Annotated in this window: 17 protein-coding genes and 2 tRNA genes; 9 read left to right on the top strand and 10 right to left on the bottom strand. The window is 33.4% G+C overall.

Features of this window, described 5'->3' with window-relative positions; genetic code table 11:
- Positions 1–5 precede the first annotated feature (5 nt).
- Both IEV15_RS07340 and bshC read right to left on the bottom strand, forming a co-directional pair.
- A complete protein-coding gene (locus tag IEV15_RS07340; protein ID WP_188361862.1) occupies positions 6–425 on the bottom strand; it encodes a nucleoside-diphosphate kinase in 420 nt (139 codons plus the stop codon).
- An 80-nt stretch (positions 426–505) separates the two neighbouring features.
- Positions 506–2,104, bottom strand: a complete 1,599-nt coding sequence (bshC, locus tag IEV15_RS07335) for a bacillithiol biosynthesis cysteine-adding enzyme BshC (protein ID WP_188361861.1) — start codon at positions 2,102–2,104, stop codon at positions 506–508.
- A 141-nt stretch (positions 2,105–2,245) separates the two neighbouring features.
- Between bshC and IEV15_RS07330 the strand changes: the two genes are divergently transcribed.
- Positions 2,246–3,694, top strand: coding sequence for a T9SS type A sorting domain-containing protein (locus IEV15_RS07330; RefSeq protein ID WP_188361860.1), 1,449 nt, complete (start codon positions 2,246–2,248; stop codon positions 3,692–3,694).
- Positions 3,695–3,722: 28 nt separating this feature from the next.
- On the top strand, positions 3,723–5,903 hold the full coding sequence (locus IEV15_RS07325; RefSeq protein ID WP_188361859.1) for a B12-binding domain-containing radical SAM protein: 2,181 nt from the start codon (positions 3,723–3,725) through the stop codon (positions 5,901–5,903).
- Positions 5,904–5,943: 40 nt separating this feature from the next.
- Here the strand turns inward: IEV15_RS07325 and IEV15_RS07320 are convergent, their stop codons facing one another.
- Positions 5,944–6,180: an HP1242/YdcH family protein gene (locus tag IEV15_RS07320; protein WP_188361858.1), complete on the bottom strand. Its 237-nt coding sequence runs from the start codon at positions 6,178–6,180 to the stop codon at positions 5,944–5,946.
- A gap of 198 nt (positions 6,181–6,378) precedes the next feature.
- Between IEV15_RS07320 and IEV15_RS07315 the strand changes: the two genes are divergently transcribed.
- The 3 genes from IEV15_RS07315 to IEV15_RS07305 all read left to right on the top strand — a co-directional run bounded on the left by IEV15_RS07315 (position 6,379) and on the right by IEV15_RS07305 (position 9,928).
- On the top strand, positions 6,379–6,861 hold the full coding sequence (locus tag IEV15_RS07315) for an acyl-CoA carboxylase biotin carboxyl carrier protein subunit (RefSeq protein ID WP_188361857.1): 483 nt from the start codon (positions 6,379–6,381) through the stop codon (positions 6,859–6,861).
- A gap of 80 nt (positions 6,862–6,941) precedes the next feature.
- Positions 6,942–8,384: an acetyl-CoA carboxylase biotin carboxylase subunit gene (gene accC / locus IEV15_RS07310; protein WP_188361912.1), complete on the top strand. Its 1,443-nt coding sequence runs from the start codon at positions 6,942–6,944 to the stop codon at positions 8,382–8,384.
- A gap of 2 nt (positions 8,385–8,386) precedes the next feature.
- Complete coding sequence (locus tag IEV15_RS07305; RefSeq protein WP_188361856.1) at positions 8,387–9,928, top strand: acyl-CoA carboxylase subunit beta; 1,542 nt, start codon at positions 8,387–8,389, stop codon at positions 9,926–9,928.
- A gap of 9 nt (positions 9,929–9,937) precedes the next feature.
- Here the strand turns inward: IEV15_RS07305 and IEV15_RS07300 are convergent, their stop codons facing one another.
- The 4 genes from IEV15_RS07300 to IEV15_RS07285 form a co-directional block, all read right to left on the bottom strand.
- Entirely contained in the window at positions 9,938–10,333 is a 396-nt protein-coding gene (locus tag IEV15_RS07300; protein ID WP_188361855.1) for a hypothetical protein, read from the bottom strand.
- A gap of 22 nt (positions 10,334–10,355) precedes the next feature.
- The gene (rimO, locus tag IEV15_RS07295) at positions 10,356–11,657 is read right to left on the bottom strand and encodes a 30S ribosomal protein S12 methylthiotransferase RimO (RefSeq protein WP_188361854.1); all 1,302 of its coding nucleotides are present in this window, start codon (positions 11,655–11,657) and stop codon (positions 10,356–10,358) included.
- Positions 11,658–11,772: 115 nt separating this feature from the next.
- Positions 11,773–13,269, bottom strand: a complete 1,497-nt coding sequence (locus IEV15_RS07290) for an OmpP1/FadL family transporter (RefSeq protein WP_188361853.1) — start codon at positions 13,267–13,269, stop codon at positions 11,773–11,775.
- A 19-nt stretch (positions 13,270–13,288) separates the two neighbouring features.
- A complete protein-coding gene (locus IEV15_RS07285; protein ID WP_188361852.1) occupies positions 13,289–14,248 on the bottom strand; it encodes a hypothetical protein in 960 nt (319 codons plus the stop codon).
- A gap of 97 nt (positions 14,249–14,345) precedes the next feature.
- Here IEV15_RS07285 and proS point away from each other — a divergent pair, with 97 nt between their 5' ends.
- The 4 genes from proS to rpsT all read left to right on the top strand — a co-directional run bounded on the left by proS (position 14,346) and on the right by rpsT (position 16,491).
- A complete protein-coding gene (gene proS, locus IEV15_RS07280) occupies positions 14,346–15,824 on the top strand; it encodes a proline--tRNA ligase (protein ID WP_188361851.1) in 1,479 nt (492 codons plus the stop codon).
- Positions 15,825–15,900: 76 nt separating this feature from the next.
- A tRNA-Glu gene (locus IEV15_RS07275) sits at positions 15,901–15,972 on the top strand.
- A 45-nt stretch (positions 15,973–16,017) separates the two neighbouring features.
- Positions 16,018–16,089 (top strand) — tRNA-Glu (locus tag IEV15_RS07270).
- A gap of 150 nt (positions 16,090–16,239) precedes the next feature.
- Entirely contained in the window at positions 16,240–16,491 is a 252-nt protein-coding gene (gene rpsT / locus IEV15_RS07265) for a 30S ribosomal protein S20 (protein ID WP_188361850.1), read from the top strand.
- A gap of 52 nt (positions 16,492–16,543) precedes the next feature.
- Here the strand turns inward: rpsT and IEV15_RS07260 are convergent, their stop codons facing one another.
- From IEV15_RS07260 to thrC, 3 genes are all read right to left on the bottom strand, one after another.
- The gene (locus IEV15_RS07260; protein WP_188361849.1) at positions 16,544–16,951 is read right to left on the bottom strand and encodes a response regulator; all 408 of its coding nucleotides are present in this window, start codon (positions 16,949–16,951) and stop codon (positions 16,544–16,546) included.
- Between the two features lie 11 nt (positions 16,952–16,962).
- Positions 16,963–18,459, bottom strand: a complete 1,497-nt coding sequence (locus tag IEV15_RS07255) for a PAS domain-containing sensor histidine kinase (protein WP_229734116.1) — start codon at positions 18,457–18,459, stop codon at positions 16,963–16,965.
- Positions 18,460–18,736: 277 nt separating this feature from the next.
- Positions 18,737–20,032: a threonine synthase gene (gene thrC, locus IEV15_RS07250; RefSeq protein ID WP_188361847.1), complete on the bottom strand. Its 1,296-nt coding sequence runs from the start codon at positions 20,030–20,032 to the stop codon at positions 18,737–18,739.
- Between the last annotated feature and the right edge of the window lie 63 nt (positions 20,033–20,095).

Raw genomic sequence — 20,095 nt, 5'->3', positions numbered from 1 at the left:
GATACCTAAAACATCTCTCTTCCTGCAAAATGAAAAGCACTTTCGATCGCTGCATTTTCATCAGAATCTGAACCGTGAACCGCATTTTCACCCATAGAAGTAGCATATTTTTTACGAATAGTTCCTTCAGCAGCATTCGCCGGATTTGTTGCACCAATTAAAGTTCTGAAGTCTTCAACAGCGTTTTCTTTTTCCAAAATAGCAGCAACAATAGGACCACGAGTCATAAAATCTACTAATTCGCCATAAAAAGGTCTTTCAGCATGAACAGCATAAAATGCCTTTGCATCAGCAACAGTTAATCGCGTTAATTTCATTGCTACGATACGAAAACCACCTTCCGTAATCATATTCAAAATCCCACCGATGTGTCCGTTTTCAACGCCATCCGGCTTAATCATTGTAAAAGTTCTATTTGTTGCCATTGTAATTTGCTTGTTTAAATTCGGGTGCAAAGGTACGATTTTAGTTTGAAGTTTAAAGGTTGAAAGTTTAAAAGTTTTCTCTACAAAACCACCACCTTAAATTCCTTTTCCAAAGGTTTTAATTCGTTCAATAATTTTTCAATTAATTCTACCCCAAACTCCACATAAAACTCAGAAAAATTTACTTTTCTTTCTTGTAAACTTTGATTCGGAAATAATTCATTTTGCAACGAAATAATTCGATTTAATTGTTCTTGGTGAACTCTTTTTTCGGCCTTCAACAAGCGTTTCTCTAAGTTTTCTAACCCTTTAATTTGCTTAGTTTCTTGAGCTTTTACTGCTCCTAAAAATGATTTGTCTGTCGCTTGAGCCAATTTATGAAGCTCTTCAAATTGCTTTTTCAAAGCTTCTTTTTGAGTTGAAAAATCAATCGTAAAATCAGACAGTAATTTCGTTTTCTGATTTAATAATTCTTGTTGATTCAAAAATAAATCCCGCCAAGTCAATTGCAATTTATCTGCTTTTGAAGCTTGTTTTTCAGTGGCTAACAAAACCGAATTACGAAGTAACACTATCGGAAAAGTAACTTGCTGACTTTCAAAAAACGATTTCAATTCCAACCAATACGCCAATTCGCCACCGCCGCCAATGTAGCATAAATTCGGTAGAATCACTTCTTGGTACAACGGCCGCAACAACACATTCGGACTAAATTTTTCCGGATGATTTTCAACTTCTTTCAAAATCTCCTGTTCCGAAAATGTCAGTTTTGTGTTGAGTACGCTATATTTTCCGTTTTCAAAAACAATTCGTTCCCGCAAATTATCTTCAATATAGAACAAATTAATTTCCCTCGGATTCACTTGAACCGAATACGATTCTAGCAAGGGAGTCGTTTCATTTACTTTTGCAAATGCGGTTTGCTGCAACAATTCGTTTTTAATAAAAGGAATAAACGATTTTTTCAAATCAGTATCATCGGCATCTATAACAACTAAACCTTCGTTCTTAAATAATTCGTTGGCCAAATATCTGGTGGCATAGGCTAAAGTAGCATGTTCTATATATGCTTTTTTGAAAAGTTCTTTCAAGGATTTTGCATTGTCACCATGACCGATTTCTAACTCAAAAACATCAAAAACGTTTTCTAAACCTTCTGTAGACAAACGACCAACAGGACCTGAAGTATTTTTATTCCAACTTATTTTTTTTCCATGCAAGGAAAAATAGTTGATTTCCTCAAAATCATGATCTTCGGTTGCCATCCAATAGATAGGTACAAAATTGTTTTCAGGAAATTCTTTTTTTAATTGCTTGCACAAATTTATTGTCGAAACAATTTTATATAAAAAATACAACGGACCCGTGAACAAATTCAACTGATGTCCGGTTGTAACCGTAAACGTGTTTGAATTGTTTAAAAGTTTAATGTTGTTTAATGTTGTTTCAGAAGTGACTATCGAATCATATTGTTTTTCCAAAACAGAAACCAAGACTTCACGTTTTAATTTACCACTACCATTGAAATTATTCCCTTTTTCTTCCAACTGTAATTTAAAATTTTCCATATTCGGAAAACGATGATATAAGGCTTTCAACTCCGGTTTTTCATTCAGATAATCGTTTATTAACGAAGAAAAATATCCGGATTCTTGATAGCTGATACAGTCGGTTGGCATAGTTTTAAAGTTTTCGTAAAAATAACGAAAATAAAAGTAGTCAAAAGTTGTTTAACAAATGGTTAGCATAACACAACATTTATCAGATTATTTTGAATGTAACTTAAATTTTATTAATTTTAGTAATTAAAAAAGAACATCATGAACAAGCTATACCTTTTTGCACTTTTCGTTACTTTTTGTTCTTTAGGACAAAGTTTGGTTAGGGTTGAACCTCAAAATTATACTTCTGTTTATGCTTTCGGTGTAAGCGGCAATTTTAATAGCAATGAAATAGCTGTTTATGGATATGATGCGATGCCTCCCAATGGGGTTTTGAGGTTGTATCTTTTTAATACATCTTCAGGAATTACGTCTAATGGTTTAATTCCATCTCCTGAAGCAAATCAGTTACTAGGAGGTGGTATTGAAATGACTGATAATTATATGTTTGTAGGTTCGACTACAAATAATACTAACGTTGCGAATGGAGGTGCTGTTTATGTGTATAAAAAAGAGAATAATAATTGGAATTACTTACTTAAAATACAGCCTAGTGTTCAATTTCAGAATGATTATTTTGGGTCAAACATTGTTTTTCATGATAATCAGTTGTTTATAACTGCTAATGGATATGATATAAATGGGAATCCCTCCGTGAATAGTGGTGCTATTTATGTTTATAATCAATCGAATGATAGTTTTACATTTCAACAAATTTTAACCGGAGTAACCGGGAATTTTGCTTTTGGGTCTTCAGTTGAAATTGAAAATGATATGATGGTTACAACCTCAGGAAATTCGACTGTGGATAGTTTTCATACGTTAAAAAAAGTAAATTCTAATTGGCAATTAGTCAATACTACTCAAATGCCTGCGTTTGAATTTCAATATGGTCAGATTAATGTTCCTCATTCTTACCGTGTAAGTTTTTCAAATAATAAACTGTACATGTATGATATTATTGAGGATAATCAATCTATTTTAGGTCAAAAAATGATTAAAATTTACAATTGGTCAGATAGTTTATCAGAATGGATTTTTAGTGAAAATTTTATGTTTCTGGAAGGCGATTATTACGAATATAAAGTAAAAGTGAAAGGAGATAATATGTTTATTGTGCCAATTGGTTTTTACATTCTTCAAGTAGAGCGTAAAAACCCTGCTTTTCATTACAAGTTTAATGGTTTAAATTGGAATTATCACAATATTTACAAAGGGATGAGCAACATTAATAATGATAATTTTGGTTTTTTTACTCTAATCAAAGACAATAAAGTTTTGTTTGGTAATTCTTCAGAATATTGGAACAGTAATATCATGCCTAATAATGGTGGAGCTTATATGTTAGACACAACTTTAAGCACAAATCAGTATGAAAGAAATAGTGTGAATTTATATCCAAATCCTACAGATGGGATGATTACAATTGATTTATTGAATTCAGAGATTAGCTCTATTGAAATTTATGATAGTTTGGGTAAAAAAATTTTAGAACAAAAGTCGGATAGTGCTGAGGTGAATTTATCACATTTGAAATCAGGAATTTATTTTTGCAAAATTATTTCTGTTGATAATGAAATTGAGTTTAGAAAGATAATCAAGAGATAAAAAGCTATTTTTGCCAAAAGCTTTTCCTTTGAAAAACCTCCTACTCATCACGCCACCTTTCACCCAACTGAATACGCCGTATCCAGCCACCGCTTATTTGAAAGGTTTTCTGAATACCAAAAACATTTCCTCATTTCAGATGGATTTGGGTATCGAAGTGATTTTAGAACTATTTTCAAAAAAAGGATTAGAGCGAATTTTCCAAACTCCCAACTCCCAACTCCTAACTCCCAACATAGAAAGAATAATTGCTTTACAAAACGATTACATTCAAACAATCGATGCTGTCATTGCTTTTCTTCAAGGGAAAAATCCAACTCTAGCTCGTCAAATTTGTTCCGGAAATTTTCTACCCGAAGCCTCTCGTTTTGATCAGTTGGATGATATGGAATATGCCTTCGGAACAATGGGAATGCAAGACAAAGCCAAACATTTAGCCACATTGTACCTCGAAGATTTATCCGATTATATCGTGGCTTGCGTCGATGAAAATTTCGGTTTCAGTCGATATGCCGAACGATTAGGACGAAGTGCCAATTCCTTTGACGAATTATACCATCAACTGAATCAAAAATCAACTTATATTGATGAAATTACGCTTTCACTTTTAAATAAAAAACTTACTGAGATTCAACCTAAATTAGTATGTTTTTCGGTACCGTTTCCGGGAAATTTATACAGTGCTTTTCGATGTGCTCAATTTATAAAAACTAATTTTCCACACATAAAAACGGCAATGGGAGGTGGATTTCCCAATACCGAATTAAGAGATTTAAAAGATAAACGCGTCTTCGAATTTTTCGATTTTATAACGTTAGATGATGGGGAATTGCCGATAGAGCTTTTGGCTTCCAGCCTCCATCTTCCATCTTCCGACCAATATAAAAGAACTTTCCTTCTCGAAAACAATGAAGTCGTTTACAAAAACAATTCCACCCAACATGACTACAAACAATCGGAAGTCGGAACACCCGATTATTCCGATTTGAAATTGGATAACTATATTTCCGTCATCGAAATTGCTAATCCAATGCACAGTTTATGGAGCGATGGCCGTTGGAATAAACTCACGATGGCTCACGGTTGCTATTGGGGAAAATGTACGTTCTGCGATATTTCTCTTGATTATATCAAATTATATGAACCCATCGCTGCCAAAACTTTGGTAGATCGAATGGAAGAACTCATTGCTCAAACCGGCGAAAATGGATTTCATTTTGTGGATGAAGCGGCTCCACCTGCTTTGATGCGAGAAGTTGCTTTGGAAATATTGCGACGAAAATTAACGGTAAGTTGGTGGACAAACATCCGCTTTGAAAAAAGTTTTTCAGCTGATTTATGTCAGCTATTAAAAGCTTCCGGTTGTATAGCTGTTTCCGGCGGATTGGAAGTGGCATCCGATAGATTATTAGAACTCATCAAAAAAGGTGTTACTGTGGAACAAGTAGCACAAGTAACAAGAAATTTTACCGAATCCGGTATCATGGTACATGCTTATTTGATGTATGGATATCCAACGCAAACTATTCAAGAAACGGTTGATAGCCTCGAAATGGTTCGGCAATTATTCGAATTAGGCATTTTACAATCGGGTTTTTGGCATCAATTTGCGATGACGGCTCACAGTCCCGTTGGCATGTTTCCCGAAGAATTTGGCGTTATTCCGCAGCAAAATGAAATTACTTTTGCCAATAACGATATTCAGTTTACAGACAAAACCGGAATCAATCATGACAAATTCAGTTTTGGTCTAAAGAAATCACTCTTTAATTACATGCACGGCATTTGTTTTGATTATGAATTGCAAGATTGGTTTGATTTTAAAATTCCAAAAACAAAAGTCGCTCCTGATTATATCATTTCTTGTTTGGAAAAAGAAGAACTTTTCACTACCAAACCAACAGCAAAAATCGTTTGGATAGGTGGTAAGCCATCGACTGAATTTTATACCAAATCTAAAAAAGGGCAGTCATGGGAAATGATGAAATTAACTTTTCATTCCAAAATAGAAACAGTTGAAATTTCATTGGAAAAAGAAAAAGCTATTTGGTTTGTGGAATTGCTTCAAAAATTATCCGTTTTTAATTTACAATCCATAACATTTTCTCAGATTAAATCTGATTATGAAACACAGTTTGATGATTTTGAACTTTTTTGGTATTCAAAATCTTTGCGAAATTTACATTCAAATTTACTTTTAAAACTATAAAAAAAACAGTTGAAAGTAGCAACTTCCAACTGTTTTTCATTTAATTTTTTGTTAGATAAGAATAGATTTCGTCTTTAAGAAAAACGCGATCTTTTCTCTTGTGAGTAAGCACATCATCGGTGGCAGGAATTTCACCTTTTTCAATTTCAAATATTTCTTCGTCTAAAGTAGTATAAGAAGATAAAAGCACTTGAAATTCTTCATTGTGATGATATAAATCTTTAATTTTTTCTAAATGTTCCGGAAATTCTTGGAGGATTGGATGTTTACTAATCATGTCTTTAAATATTTAATTAGTTAGGAATTATTTTCGAATACTAATTTACTAAATATTTTTGTGTTCACGGATGATAATTGTCATAAAACATTGTGATGATCCTCAAAAAATAACTATATTAAATTACCAAATTTATAGTGTGATTAGTTTACGAAAACGTTTTCTTTTTCATAATTTTACAATTATCAAATTTCTCTTATGAATAAAAAGTACAAGGTAAAGGTCAATTCAAATTTAGAATTCGAATTAACTCATGATGCTATTAAAAATTTAGATAGCGTTTCAACTTCCAATTCATTTCATTTGTTGAAGAATCACAAATCATTTCATGCTAATGTTGTCAAAACTGATTTTTTGAAAAAAAGATATACCGTTTTAGTCAATGAAAATGAATATGAAATTGTTATTGAAAATGAACTAGATCAGTTAATTGCTGCCATGGGATTTGCATCACAAGCCACCAAACTTGTTAATGAAATAAAAGCTCCAATGCCAGGTTTGATTTTAGAAATCAATGTTTCAGTTGGTCAAGAAGTTAAAGAAAATGACAATTTATTGATTTTAGAAGCAATGAAAATGGAAAATAGTTTTTCTTCCCCAAGAGACGGAATCATTAAATCGATAGCTGTCAAAAAAGGAGATACTGTTGATAAAGGACAATTGTTGGTTGAGTTTGAGTAAAGGTATTAAGATAATAGTAGTAAGTAGTAAGACAAGATTTAGGGTTGAAATACTAGATAAATTCTGATTAAATGAAAAAAATAACAAAAATAGTAGTTGCTAATCGGGGCGAAATTGCCATTAGAGTAATGAAAACGGCAAAAAAAATGGGTATTAAAACCGTAGCCGTTTTTTCTACAATTGACCGAAATGCATCTCATGTAAAATTTGCTGATGAAGCAGTTTGGATTGGTGAATCCCCTTCGAATCAATCCTATTTATTAGGAAACAAAATCATTGAAGTTGCAAAATCGTTGGGTGCAGATGCCATTCATCCCGGTTACGGATTTTTAAGTGAGAATGCTGCTTTTGCGGAAGAAGCAGAGAAAAATAACATCATTTTTATCGGGCCAAAATCAAAAGCTATTCATATCATGGGAAGCAAGTTAGCTGCCAAAGAAGCAGTGAAAGCTTATGATATTCCTATGGTTCCCGGATATGACCAAGCTATAACTGATGTGTCAAAAGCAAAAGAGATTGCTAGTCAAATTGGTTTCCCAATCTTAATCAAAGCTTCTGCCGGAGGTGGTGGAAAAGGAATGCGGGTTGTAGAAAATGAAACGGAGTTTGAATCACAGATGAATCGAGCAATTAGTGAAGCAACTTCAGCTTTTGGAGACGGTTCTGTTTTTATAGAAAAATATGTTGCTTCACCGAGACATATTGAAATTCAAGTGATGGCCGATGCTCACGGAACTATTTTATATTTATTTGAAAGAGAATGTAGTATTCAGCGTCGTCATCAAAAGGTGGTTGAAGAAGCACCATCGGATGTTTTAACACCGGAATTGCGGAAAAAAATGGGCGAAGCTGCCGTTTTAGTGGCCAAATCATGTGATTATCTTGGAGCTGGAACGGTTGAATTTTTATTAGATGAAAATCATAATTTCTACTTTCTTGAAATGAACACACGTCTTCAAGTGGAGCATCCGGTAACGGAATTAATCACGGGTTTAGATTTGGTAGAAATGCAAATTTTAGTAGCTCAAGGCGAAAAATTACAGGTTAAGCAGGAAGAATTGCAAATTAAAGGACATGCATTGGAACTCAGAGTTTATGCCGAAGACCCTTTGAATGATTTTCTTCCGAGTGTTGGTAATCTGAAGGTTTATCAATTGCCTGAAGGCGAAGGAATTCGTGTAGATAACGGTTTTGAACAAGGCATGGATGTGCCAATTTATTATGATCCCATGTTGGCCAAGTTAATTACCTATGGCAAAAATAGGAGTGAGGCTATCCAACTAATGATTCATGCAATTAAAAATTATAAAGTCAAAGGAGTGCAAACCACCTTGCCATTTGGAAGGTTTGTTTGTGAACACGAAGCTTTTCAATCGGGAAATTTTGATACGCATTTTGTAAAAAAATATTTTAACGCAGAAATAATCAAATCCAATGAAAGTGAAGAAGCCCAGATTGCAGCTATGGTTGCATTAAAGCAATACCTAGAAGATCAAAAAATTGTTCGATTACCAATTCAATAAGCATGGAAAATAAGATAAAATTAGTACAAGATAAATTAGCCGAAGCAAAATTGGGCGGAGGAAAAAAACGTATTGAAACACAACACGCAAAGAAAAAATTAACTGCCAGAGAAAGAGTCAACTATTTAATGGACGAAGGTTCTTTTGAAGAAATCGATGCTTTGGTCACACATAGAACTACCGATTTTGGGATGGAAAAAGAACAGTATTATGGCGATGGTGTAATTACCGGATATGGAACTGTTAATGGTAGATTGGTTTTTGTATTTGCACAAGATTTTACTGTTTTTGGAGGAGCTTTATCCGAAACACATGCCGAAAAAATTTGTAAAGTGATGGACATGGCTCTCAAAACAGGAGCACCAATGATTGGTTTGAATGACTCTGGCGGTGCGAGAATTCAAGAAGGAGTTCGTTCCCTGGGTGGTTATGCTGATATTTTTTATAGAAATGTAAAATCAAGTGGAATCATCCCTCAAATTTCTGCCATCATGGGACCTTGTGCTGGTGGAGCGGTATATTCTCCGGCAATGACAGATTTTACAATGATGGTAGAAAACACCAGTTATATGTTTGTAACTGGGCCAAATGTTGTGAAAACAGTTACTAATGAAACCGTTACTTCTGAAGAATTAGGTGGAGCAAGTACACATTCCAGCAAATCAGGAGTGGCTCACACAACGTCGGAAAATGATGTGTCATGTTTGGAGGATGTCAAAAAACTATTGAGTTATTTGCCTCAAAGCAACAAAGAAAAGGCTCCTAAAATTCCTTATGTTTTAAATGATGAAATTAGAGAGCAGCTCATGACTGTTATTCCGGATAATCCAAACAAGCCTTATGATATGCATGAAGTGATACAGGGAATTATTGATGAGGATTCCTTTTTTGAAATACATAAAAATTATGCAGAAAATATTTTAGTAGGTTTTGCTCGTTTAGGCGGAAGAAGTATCGGAATTGTAGCCAATCAACCGCTCTATTTAGCAGGTGTTCTAGATGTTAAAAGTTCAATAAAAGCAGCTCGATTTACACGTTTTTGTGATTGTTTTAATATTCCTTTGCTCGTTTTGGTTGATGTACCAGGTTTTTTACCCGGAACAGACCAAGAGTGGAACGGAATCATTGTTCACGGTGCTAAATTGTTATATGCTTTAAGTGAAGCAACTGTGCCAAGAGTGACTGTTATTACCAGAAAAGCCTATGGTGGTGCTTATGATGTAATGAATTCTAAACACATTGGTGCTGATATGAATTTTGCATGGCCAACTGCAGAAATTGCTGTAATGGGAGCCAAAGGAGCCAGTGAGATTATATTCAAAAAAGAAATTGCTGAAGCAGAAGACCCGGCTGCAAAATTGATTGAAAAAGAAACCGAGTATGCCGAAAAATTTGCCACTCCATTTTTAGCAGCTCAACGTGGTTTTATTGATGAGGTAATCCTTCCAAATGAAACGAGAAGAAAATTGATAAAAGCTTTTAGCATGTTAGAAAACAAAGAAGTTATTTTACCAACCAGAAAGCATGGAAACATTCCGCTTTAAAGAAAATTTTTAACTTTTTTTCTTTGATTTTTTTTCTTTCTTTTTATTTTTTTGTTGAAGAGCATCAAACTTTTGTTTTTGCTCCTCATTTAATAATGAAGAAATATCCGCTGTAAGCTTTTCATGAAGAATTTTTATTTTTTCTTCTTTTTCTTCTCTACTAATTTGTAGTTCAAGAACCTTTTCTACTTCTTTTTGGTTTTCAGTTAGATGGGATTTTACTGCTGCAGATTGAAAAGAGTCGAGTTGTAACTCATTTGTTAAATAATTTACAGAATATTCAATATGATCAACAGTAGTCGCTTGCTTAGGAGGAGGTGTTCTAGATTGAGGAATCATTCTGTTAACTTGAGCCGAAGCTTGAAGTGTCAGAAAGAACAAAAAAGATAGGATTATATTTTTCATAGTTTAAAGCTTAAAAATGTTATTAAACAGGCTCACCATATAAATCAAACTCGGTAGCATCAATTATTTTTACTGTTGTAAAATCACCCACTTTTACATAAAATTTTGAAGCATCAATTAGTACTTCATTATCAACATCAGGACTATCAAATTCAGTTCTTCCAATAAAATGTAAACCTTCTTTTCTGTCAATGATACATTTGAAAGATTTTCCAATTTTTTCTTGATTTAAATCCCAGGAAATTTGTGATTGAATTTCCATTATTTCAGCGGCACGTTGTTGTTTTACTTCTGCCGGTACATCATCTTCCAACAAATAGGCATGCGTGTTTTCTTCGTGTGAATAAGCAAAACAGCCTAAACGTTCAAATCGCATTTCTTGTACCCAATCTTTCAAAATTTGGAAATCTTCTTCAGTTTCACCCGGATAACCAACTATTAATGTGGTTCTGATTGTAATTCCCGGCACCGCTTTTCTGAATTCCTTTAAAAGAGAAGTTGTTTTTTCTTGTGTTGTTCCTCTTCGCATAGATTTTAAAATCGAATCAGAAATATGTTGTAATGGGATATCAATGTAGTTACAAATTTTTGGTTCGCGTTTCATCAACTCCAAAACATCCATAGGGAAACCTGTAGGGAAGGCGTAATGTAAACGAATCCATTCAATACCTTCAACTTTTGCTAAATTTTCAAGAAGCTCTGCTAGGTTTCTTTTTTTGTATAAATCTAAACCATAGTAGGTTAAATCTTGTGCAATTAAAATTAATTCTTTAACACCATTTTTAGCTAATTTCTCAGCTTCATTAACTAATTTTTCAATAGGTTGCGAAACGTGTTTCCCTCTCATCAAAGGGATCGCACAAAAACTACACGGACGATCACAGCCTTCTGCTATTTTTAAATAAGCATAATTTTTGGGAGTTGTAGTTAATCGTTCGCCTAATAATTCATGTTTATAATCAGCTCCTAAAGCCTTTAATAAAAGTGGTAAATCAGAAGTTCCAAAATAAGAATCTACATTTGGAATTTCTTTTTCTAAATCCGGTTTATATCTTTCAGATAAACATCCGGTTACGAAAACTTTATCTACAATTCCTTGTTCTTTTTTGTCAACATACTCTAAAATTGTATTGACAGATTCTTCTTTGGCATTATCAATAAAACCACAAGTGTTGATAACAATGATATTTCCCTCTTGTTCATGAACAACATCTTTTCCATTTGCTTTAAGTTGACCCATCAAAACTTCACTGTCGTAAACGTTTTTTGAACATCCTAAAGTGATGACATTTATTTTATTTTTCTTAGTAGATTTTGTTCTCATTTTATAAATACCCTTGTTAATTGCGGGTGCAAAATTACTTATTTAAATTCATTTATTTTTACAATAAGTAAAAAACCACCTCTTGTGGGTGGTTTTAGATTTTGTTTATTACTTATTACAATTCAAATAACAACGATAATGTAATTGTATTGTTAACGGAATTAATAGCAGCAGCATCAGTTAAACCTTGACTAAAAAAACCTTGCATTCTATTTTGTTTTGTATTTGTGTAGGCTAAATCAGCTTTTATAGTTCCGAAGTTATAACCAAGTCCGGTTGAGAAGCTACTGAGATTACCTAATGTATTGGAATTTTTAAAAGGACTTTCTTCAAAACGATAACCTCCTCTTAAACTCAATTGCTTGATTTTATATTCTGCTCCAACTCTAAATTCATTACTTACGGTTAAAATAGAAGCCATTTCTCTATTTAAATCACTAAAATACAAATCATCGGTTGGTCTAAATTTCATATTGCTGTAATCTTTTAGACTATAATCAAAGCTAATGATTCCTCTTTTTAAGAAAACATAAGCTAAACTACCTGTTATTTTTCCGGGAGTTTGTAATCGGTAAGCTGGAAATACATTAATAATTTGAGGATCAACAATATCCGTAAAACTTTGACCGGCTTCTCTATTTTCTGCTATAAGAAATTGAGAAGTTTCATCATTTAAATAATACCATGTTGGTGATTCAAAAGTGAAACCTGCACGAAGTTCTTCTGTCACTTTTACAATTGTTCCTAATTGAAAAGAAAACCCATTTCCGTAAGTATACAAACTATTTTCAAACCGAAGACGTTGCACTCCGTTTTGATCATCATTTGTATTTGATTCAAAGAATCTTGAATTTTGAGTATAATCAATAAAATGTGCATTCAAATTAAGTCCAACATAAACGTTGTCTTTATATTGAGCTGCAACATTAAAACTAAGTTTACCATTAATACCTCTCGAAGTAACAAAATTTTCTTGGTAATAATCACCACCGGCCGGTACATTTGAAATATATTGGTTACTAGTAGGATCGTTATCATTCGCAGGATCTATAATGTAACCCTCAAACCCCATATAGGCTTGTTGTTCGGCGTAATTTAAAAAACTGTAAGGATTGTTGGTAATAGTACTTAAAGGTATACCATTGGCATAACTCAAAAAATACTGATCTACAGAGTTAGTAGGGTTTACACCAGCAGAAAAGAATGCATTATTAAAACTATTCGTATTGTCATAATTTATTCCTAGACTAATTTTTTTCCAGCTTTGATTAGTGCTAAAATCCTCAAAAACAAATACAGCACCTAATTGATTGATATCAAATGTGTTTTCTCTTTCAGTTGCAGAAGAGCCAAAATAGTTTGACTTATTTTTAATATCAAAATTGCTTAAAGTTACACCAAACTGATTGAATGTAAAAACAGCTGAACTAGCAGGGTTAATGGTTATAGCGGATAAATCACCACCCAATGCTCCAAAAGCACCACCCATGGCTCTAAAGCGAGCCGTACCGGTTAAATTTTGTTGCGAATACCTAATTGCATCTTGGATTTCTTGTGCATTAACGGAAAGACTTACAATTCCAAAAAATGCTAAGTAAAATATCTTTTTCATTTATATTTTTTATAAGTTATTAACCTCTTCCACCTCTTCCGCCGCCACCGCCAGATCTACCTCCGCCGCCACCAGATCCACCACCAAATGACCCGCCACGACCTCCTGAACTTGCCGGACTTGGGCTATATCTTGGTTGACTTTGATTATTTGTTCTTGGTTGAGTTGTGTTTCTAGGAGTGTTCATATCTGTTCTGTTTCTAGAAGGAGTATATGAACCTCTGTCGGTTCTGTTTTGATTTGTTCGGTTTGAGAAGTTAGAACTCCTTGGGGCAGTAGTTGATCGTATATTTGTTCCAACTGTTCTTCTACCGTAGGTACTACCACTTCTGTTTGCTGAAACACCTCTATTGTTTCCATTGTAATAGGCACTTGAACCTCTTCTACTTCTATTATACGCATAATTGTTACCATAATAGCCTCCATGACCTGGGTGTCCCCATGAATTCCAGCCCCATCCCGGACCATACCATGAATTCCAGCCCCATCCAAGACCCATTCCCCATCCGGCATTCCAACCCCATCCTGGGCCATACCATGAGTTCCAGCCCCATCCGAGACCCATTCCCCATCCGGCATTCCAGCCCCATCCCCAACCGGGACCATACCAAGAGTTCATACCCCATCCGGTATCATAATAGTTTACAGTTACCGTTGAAGGATTTGATCCCCAAGCAGCATTGTTGGAATAACCCTCTACAGTAACTGTTGAATCGCCAACAGTTGTGTAAGAATCTACATCTACAAATACTTCATCTTGTAACTGCAATTGTTTCGATTTGAAATAATCACTATAGACGTTTCCGTTGGTAGTATTTCGATTAACAGTTCGATTATCTGTCCTGTTAGAACCATAAATACCATCATTTTCATAGTAGGAACTGTTTTGATAAGAACCACAAGAAACTAATAGTAAACTTAAGATTCCCAATGAAGAAAACCCTACAAGAAATCTGGAGTGTAACATAATACTTTTCATAGCAAGAAATTTTTATTGTTGTTCAAAACAAAATTAGTTAGTTTTGCTGAATATTTATGTTAAAATATTCAACAATAGTTATGCCAAATCACACAAAATGAGCAAAAATCTTACCCAAAGAGCCGAGGATTATTCAAAATGGTACAATGAACTAGTAGTTAAAGCTGATTTAGCAGAGAACTCAGGAGTCAGAGGATGTATGGTTATCAAACCATATGGTTATGCAATATGGGAAAAAATGCAAGCAGAATTAGATAGGATGTTTAAAGAAACAGGACATTCTAATGCCTATTTTCCATTGTTTGTTCCAAAAAGCATGTTTGAAGCTGAAGAAAAAAATGCAGAAGGATTCGCAAAAGAATGTGCGATAGTTACCCATTACAGATTAAAAAATGATCCGGATAATAAAGGGAAATTAATGGTTGACCCCAATGCAAAACTTGAGGAAGAGTTGATTGTAAGACCAACGAGTGAAGCAATTATTTGGAGTACGTATAAAAATTGGATTCAATCCTACAGAGATTTACCCTTGTTAATTAATCAATGGGCCAATGTAGTTAGATGGGAAATGCGAACTCGATTATTTTTAAGAACAGCAGAATTTTTGTGGCAAGAAGGTCATACTGCACATTCAACTCCAGCAGAAGCCATTGAAGAATCAGTAAAAATGATGAATGTTTATGCTGAATTTGCAGAAAACTTTATGGCAATGCCTGTTGTTAAAGGAGTTAAAACAGAATCAGAACGGTTTGCAGGAGCAATTGAAACGTATTGTATAGAAGCCTTAATGCAAGACGGAAAAGCATTACAAGCAGGAACTTCGCACTTTTTAGGTCAGAATTTTGCAAAAGCATTTGATGTAAAATTTGCAAATGCAGAAGGGAAGCAAGAACACGTTTGGGGGACATCATGGGGTGTTTCGACACGATTAATGGGAGCATTAGTGATGACTCATTCTGATGATAATGGATTAGTATTACCACCAAATTTGGCTCCAATTCAAGTGGTTGTAGTGCCTATTTACAAATCTGATGAACAGTTGGAAGCAATTTCTGTTGAAGTAGAAAAATTAGTTTCAACTCTACGAAAATTAAAAATTTCTGTAAAATTTGATAACAGAACAACTCATAAACCGGGATTTAAGTTCAATGAATATGAATTAAAAGGAGTGCCAATTCGTATTGCTGTTGGTCCTAAAGATTTAGAAAATGAAACTTTTGAGGTAGCACGAAGAGATACACTGACCAAAGAGGTAGTTTCAAGTGAAGGTATTGAAAAATATATTGAAAACTTATTGGATACAATTCAAAAGAGTTTGTTCGATAGAGCTTTCGAATATAGAAACAGTCACATCACGGAAGTAAATAGTTTTGAAGAGTTTAAGTCACTATTAGATACTAAAGGAGGCTTCTTTTCGGCTCATTGGGACGGTACATCTGAAACTGAAGAAAAAATTAAAGAACAGACAAAAGCAACAATTCGTTGTATTCCTTTGGACAGAAAAGAAGAGTCGGGAAGCTGTATGTTTAGTGGAAAACCTTCAGTTGGAAGAGTGTTATTTGCTAAAGCATATTAAAAAAAAGTAAAAAAATATTTTGTAACTATTGCGAGTATAAAAAATAGTTGTATTTTTGCACTCGCAATTAGCAATTGGCCCGTTCGTCTATCGGTTAGGACGCCAGGTTTTCATCCTGGTAAGGGGGGTTCGATTCCCCCACGGGCTACAAGTTCAAAGAATAGATTGAAAAGCTTAAACTAGAGGAATCAATGGTCCGTTCGTCTAGGGGTTAGGACGCCAGGTTTTCATCCTGGTAACAGGGGTTCGATTCCCCTACGGACTACAAATTAGTTGTAAATTAGTTTTATAAAATAAAAATTGGTGTCTCGATTTTTATTTTATTAGTTAAAACCAAAGTGATTGTTCAAGCAGTTGTGGGAGGTTTTTCTTTTTTAACTAGTATTTATAAATTATTACATCTAAAATTAAAAAAATGGCAAATCATAAGTCAGCTTTAAAAAGAATAAGAAGCAACGAAAAGAAAAGAGTATTAAACAGATACCAACACAAAACAACTCGTAACGCAATCAAAGCTTTGAGAATGTCTAGTGATAAATCTGAGGCAACTGCAAAATTAACAGCTGTTATCTCTATGATTGACAAATTAGCTAAGAAAAATATCATTCATGATAATAAAGCTTCAAACTTAAAATCAAAATTAACTAAGCATGTAGCTAAGTTATAATAAGTTTAAGTTATTCAACTACTAAAAAAGCTTCGCATTTGCGAAGCTTTTTTTATGAATATATTTCTTTTAATTTTTCAAGCATTTCAACTGTAATTGGTTTTGAAAGAAAATGAGAAACAACGTTATATTGTTTTGCCCGATTAAAATCGGCCGGGTCTATTGTTGATGATAGAATTATGACCTTAGTGTTTTTAAAAGCAGAATTAGTATCAAGAGAGAATTTTTCAATAAAATCCCAGCCATTCATTACCGGCATGTTGAGGTCTAAAAAAACCAATTGCGGAACTTGAGCACCATCCTTTAGGTTGTCATCTTTTAATTTTTCAAATAAGTCTAAAGCTTCTTGACCATTTTGAGCAAAAATTATTTCTTTGCCAAAATTAGCCTTCACAATAACCTTTTTGCATAGCATCAGTGTTATTGGATCATCATCTACACACAAAACTGTTTCTAGCATGGTTTTGGATTTTAAAAAATTATATTAAATGTGGTTCCTTTATTAACAGCACTACTCACGGTGATTGTTCCACCCATGGCTTCTACCTGAGATTTTACTAAATACAATCCAAGTCCTTTGCTATCCGGATAATTGTGAAAGCGTTGGTAAAGTCCAAATATCTTATCTTCATTTTTGACAAGATCAATTCCAATTCCGTTATCAGCGATTTCTAAATGGACTTTGCTGTCAATTTCAAATACTTTTATCGAAATTTTTAATTTCCTTTCTGTTGAACGATATTTAATTGCATTAGACACTAAATTGAGAATGATACTTTCCAAATAAGCTTTGTTAATTTGTAAAACTACATTTTCATCGATTTCAATCTTAAGGTTAGGTTTATGAAGATTGATTTGATTGTTTAATTGAAAAAACACATTTTCAAAAACTTCATTTACTTTAACTTCTTCTTTTTGAATTGAAGGATTGTCTTTAATGATTACTACTTTTACTAAATCTTCAATAGTATCGTTTAGAAGTTTTGTTGATTTATTAAATCCGTTTAAAATTTCTTTTAATTCTTCGTTCTCAATTGGGATATCTTCCAATAAATTCAATAATCCGGTTAAATTAGAAAGTGGTGCTCTGAAATTATGTGATGTAATATAAGAGAATTGTTTTAAATCTTTATTGTTTTGAGTTAATTCTCTAATTAATTGTTCTTTTTCTTTTTCTTGATTTTTTTCTTCGGTAATGTCTCTTTGAATAGAAATCCAATGGGTATGTTCGCCATCTTTGTTAAAAATAGGAATCATTGAAAAGTTAATCCAATATTCTTCATTGTTTTTTCGGTAAATAATTGTTTCTATAAAACACTCAGAAACAGATTTTAAAGATTTCAATAATTTATCCAATTCGGCCGCATCAGATTTTGGTCCAATAAACATCGAAGGTGACTTGCCAATAACTTCTTTAGATTTATAGCCGGTCATTTTGGTAAATGCCGGGTTCACGAAAATGATTTTTGGCAATTCATTATCAGTGATATCTGTGTCAGTAATTACAACAGCATCTTTGGTTTGTGTAATTACTGTTTCAAGGAGCTTCAAGCGTTGTTCTTCTTCTTTTTGTTTAGTGATATCCTGAATGGCTCCAATCATTCTGATGGCTTTGCCTGTTTCATCTTTTACTAAAAATCCCCTGTCAAAAACATATCTATAAGTTCCATCCGCACATCTAAATCGGTATTCATCTTGCCATCGTTCTGTTTTTTGTTCTAAAAAAGAATAAAGTTTAACAGACATTTTCAAACTGTCTTCCGGGTGAATTCGGTCAAACCACCAATTTGAAGTTGTTCCAACTTCTTCACTTTTGTACCCGTAAACACCTTGAATACCTTTATTCCATACAAATTCATCTTCTTGTATTTTCCAATCCCAAATTGTATCACTAGTAGCTTTGGCTACAATATTATAGCGTTCAATAGAATCACTTATCTCTTGATTGTTTTTTTGAAGCTGCTTCATTATTTTTTCGTTTTTAACATCATTGTTGACTATGACAAAACGAAGCAAAAAACCAGTAAAAAAAATAAAAAGTATGTCTTTTAGAAAATGATAAATAACGAATTCCTTATTTACATCGGGAGTGTTAAACAATAAAGCTTTATGCCATATAACTGCCAAGAATAGGGATATAAGTATAAATAAAAAAGTAATTATATTAGGCTTTCTTCTCATTACTCAAATATAAAAAAATTTCCTGCATAAGTTTGTTTTCAGTAAATTTTATTAAAACTTAAAGTTAATTAGACATTAAATAAGATTTCAATTGTTCATAATTTTCAATTTTGATACTTTTCTTTTCTTTGGCAAGTATTTCTTTGATTGCATCAGGAATTTCTAAAGTACAATTTAATGTTGGTTCAACCGTTTCCAAAAACTTAATTGGATGGGCCGTTTCAAAAAAAACGCCAATGGCATTATCATTTTGTTTTAATTTATTTTGAATACCTAAATATCCCACTGCACCATGTGGTTCTGCTATATATTTGTAATGTTTATAGATGAATTTCATTGCTGCTTTTGTTTCAGCATCTGAAAAACTCATAGCTTGTAAATCGGATTGTAATTCAGAAAAATTATTGTGGTAAATTTCTATAATTCGAATAAAGTTACTTGGGTTTCCAACATCCATGGCATTAGATATTGTTGCGATTGAAGGTTTAGGATTGTACTTTGCGTCAATCATATATCTCGGAACGGTGTCGTTGCTATTTGTAGCGGCAATAAATCCGGCAATAGGTAAACCCATTTTTTTGGCGAGCATACCCGAACAAATATTCCCGAAGTTGCCACTCGGGACAGAAAAGTATAATTTCTCACTTTTATTTTTTAAAGCTTTGTAGGCAAAAAAATAATAAAACATTTGAGGTAGCCATCGTGCAATATTAATTGAGTTAGCCGAGGTTAAGTTTAAATGTTTAAAATCTTCATCTAAAAATGCTTTTTTAACCATATCTTGACAATCGTCAAAAACGCCATCAACCTCTAATGCTGTAATATTTTTTCCTAAAGTGGTGAGTTGTTTTTCCTGAACCTCACTTACTTTTCCCGTAGGATAAAGAATAACCACATCAACACCTGAAACATCAAGAAAACCACTTGCCACAGCTCCGCCAGTATCTCCGGAAGTTGCAACCAAAATAGTGTTTTTTGAATTGCTTTCTATTTTATTAAAATAAGCTAAACATCGAGCCATAAAACGAGCACCAACATCTTTGAATGCCATGGTTGGGCCATGAAATAATTCAAGCGAATAGCAGTTTTTTCCAACTTCAACTAAAGGGAAATCAAAGCAAAGTGTATCGGTTACTATTTTTTTTAATTCGTCATCAGGAATTTCGTTATTGATATAAGGTTTGATTACTGTAAAAGCAATTTCATCATCTGAAAATTTTTCAATTGAATTAATGAAATCAATAGGTAAAGTTGGAATTTCCTCAGGAAAATACAATCCTTTGTCAGGAGCTAATCCCAAGGTTACAGCTTCTTGAAAAGTAACTTTGGGGGATTGACTATTTAAACTTTTATAAAGCATTTGTACGGCATTTAAAATCAAAAAAAATATTTAATCGTAAATGTAAAATAAAGTTTTAATCTT

Source organism: Flavobacterium orientale (genome assembly GCF_014638005.1).
GTDB classification, from domain to species: domain Bacteria; phylum Bacteroidota; class Bacteroidia; order Flavobacteriales; family Flavobacteriaceae; genus Flavobacterium; species Flavobacterium orientale.
Note: the sequence above shows the minus strand (reverse complement) of the source record. Positions and strands in the feature narration are given on the sequence as shown.

Coding starts and splice junctions, on each gene's coding strand:
- IEV15_RS07340 (WP_188361862.1), bottom strand. CDS start 425: ATGGCAACAAATAGAACTTTTACAATGATTAAGCCGGATGGCGTTGAA.
- bshC (WP_188361861.1), bottom strand. CDS start 2,104: ATGCCAACCGACTGTATCAGCTATCAAGAATCCGGATATTTTTCTTCG.
- IEV15_RS07330 (WP_188361860.1), top strand. CDS start 2,246: ATGAACAAGCTATACCTTTTTGCACTTTTCGTTACTTTTTGTTCTTTA.
- IEV15_RS07320 (WP_188361858.1), bottom strand. CDS start 6,180: ATGATTAGTAAACATCCAATCCTCCAAGAATTTCCGGAACATTTAGAA.
- IEV15_RS07315 (WP_188361857.1), top strand. CDS start 6,379: ATGAATAAAAAGTACAAGGTAAAGGTCAATTCAAATTTAGAATTCGAA.
- IEV15_RS07305 (WP_188361856.1), top strand. CDS start 8,387: ATGGAAAATAAGATAAAATTAGTACAAGATAAATTAGCCGAAGCAAAA.
- IEV15_RS07300 (WP_188361855.1), bottom strand. CDS start 10,333: ATGAAAAATATAATCCTATCTTTTTTGTTCTTTCTGACACTTCAAGCT.
- rimO (WP_188361854.1), bottom strand. CDS start 11,657: ATGAGAACAAAATCTACTAAGAAAAATAAAATAAATGTCATCACTTTA.
- IEV15_RS07290 (WP_188361853.1), bottom strand. CDS start 13,269: ATGAAAAAGATATTTTACTTAGCATTTTTTGGAATTGTAAGTCTTTCC.
- IEV15_RS07285 (WP_188361852.1), bottom strand. CDS start 14,248: ATGAAAAGTATTATGTTACACTCCAGATTTCTTGTAGGGTTTTCTTCA.
- proS (WP_188361851.1), top strand. CDS start 14,346: ATGAGCAAAAATCTTACCCAAAGAGCCGAGGATTATTCAAAATGGTAC.
- rpsT (WP_188361850.1), top strand. CDS start 16,240: ATGGCAAATCATAAGTCAGCTTTAAAAAGAATAAGAAGCAACGAAAAG.
- IEV15_RS07260 (WP_188361849.1), bottom strand. CDS start 16,951: ATGCTAGAAACAGTTTTGTGTGTAGATGATGATCCAATAACACTGATG.
- IEV15_RS07255 (WP_229734116.1), bottom strand. CDS start 18,459: ATGAAGCAGCTTCAAAAAAACAATCAAGAGATAAGTGATTCTATTGAA.
- thrC (WP_188361847.1), bottom strand. CDS start 20,032: ATGCTTTATAAAAGTTTAAATAGTCAATCCCCCAAAGTTACTTTTCAA.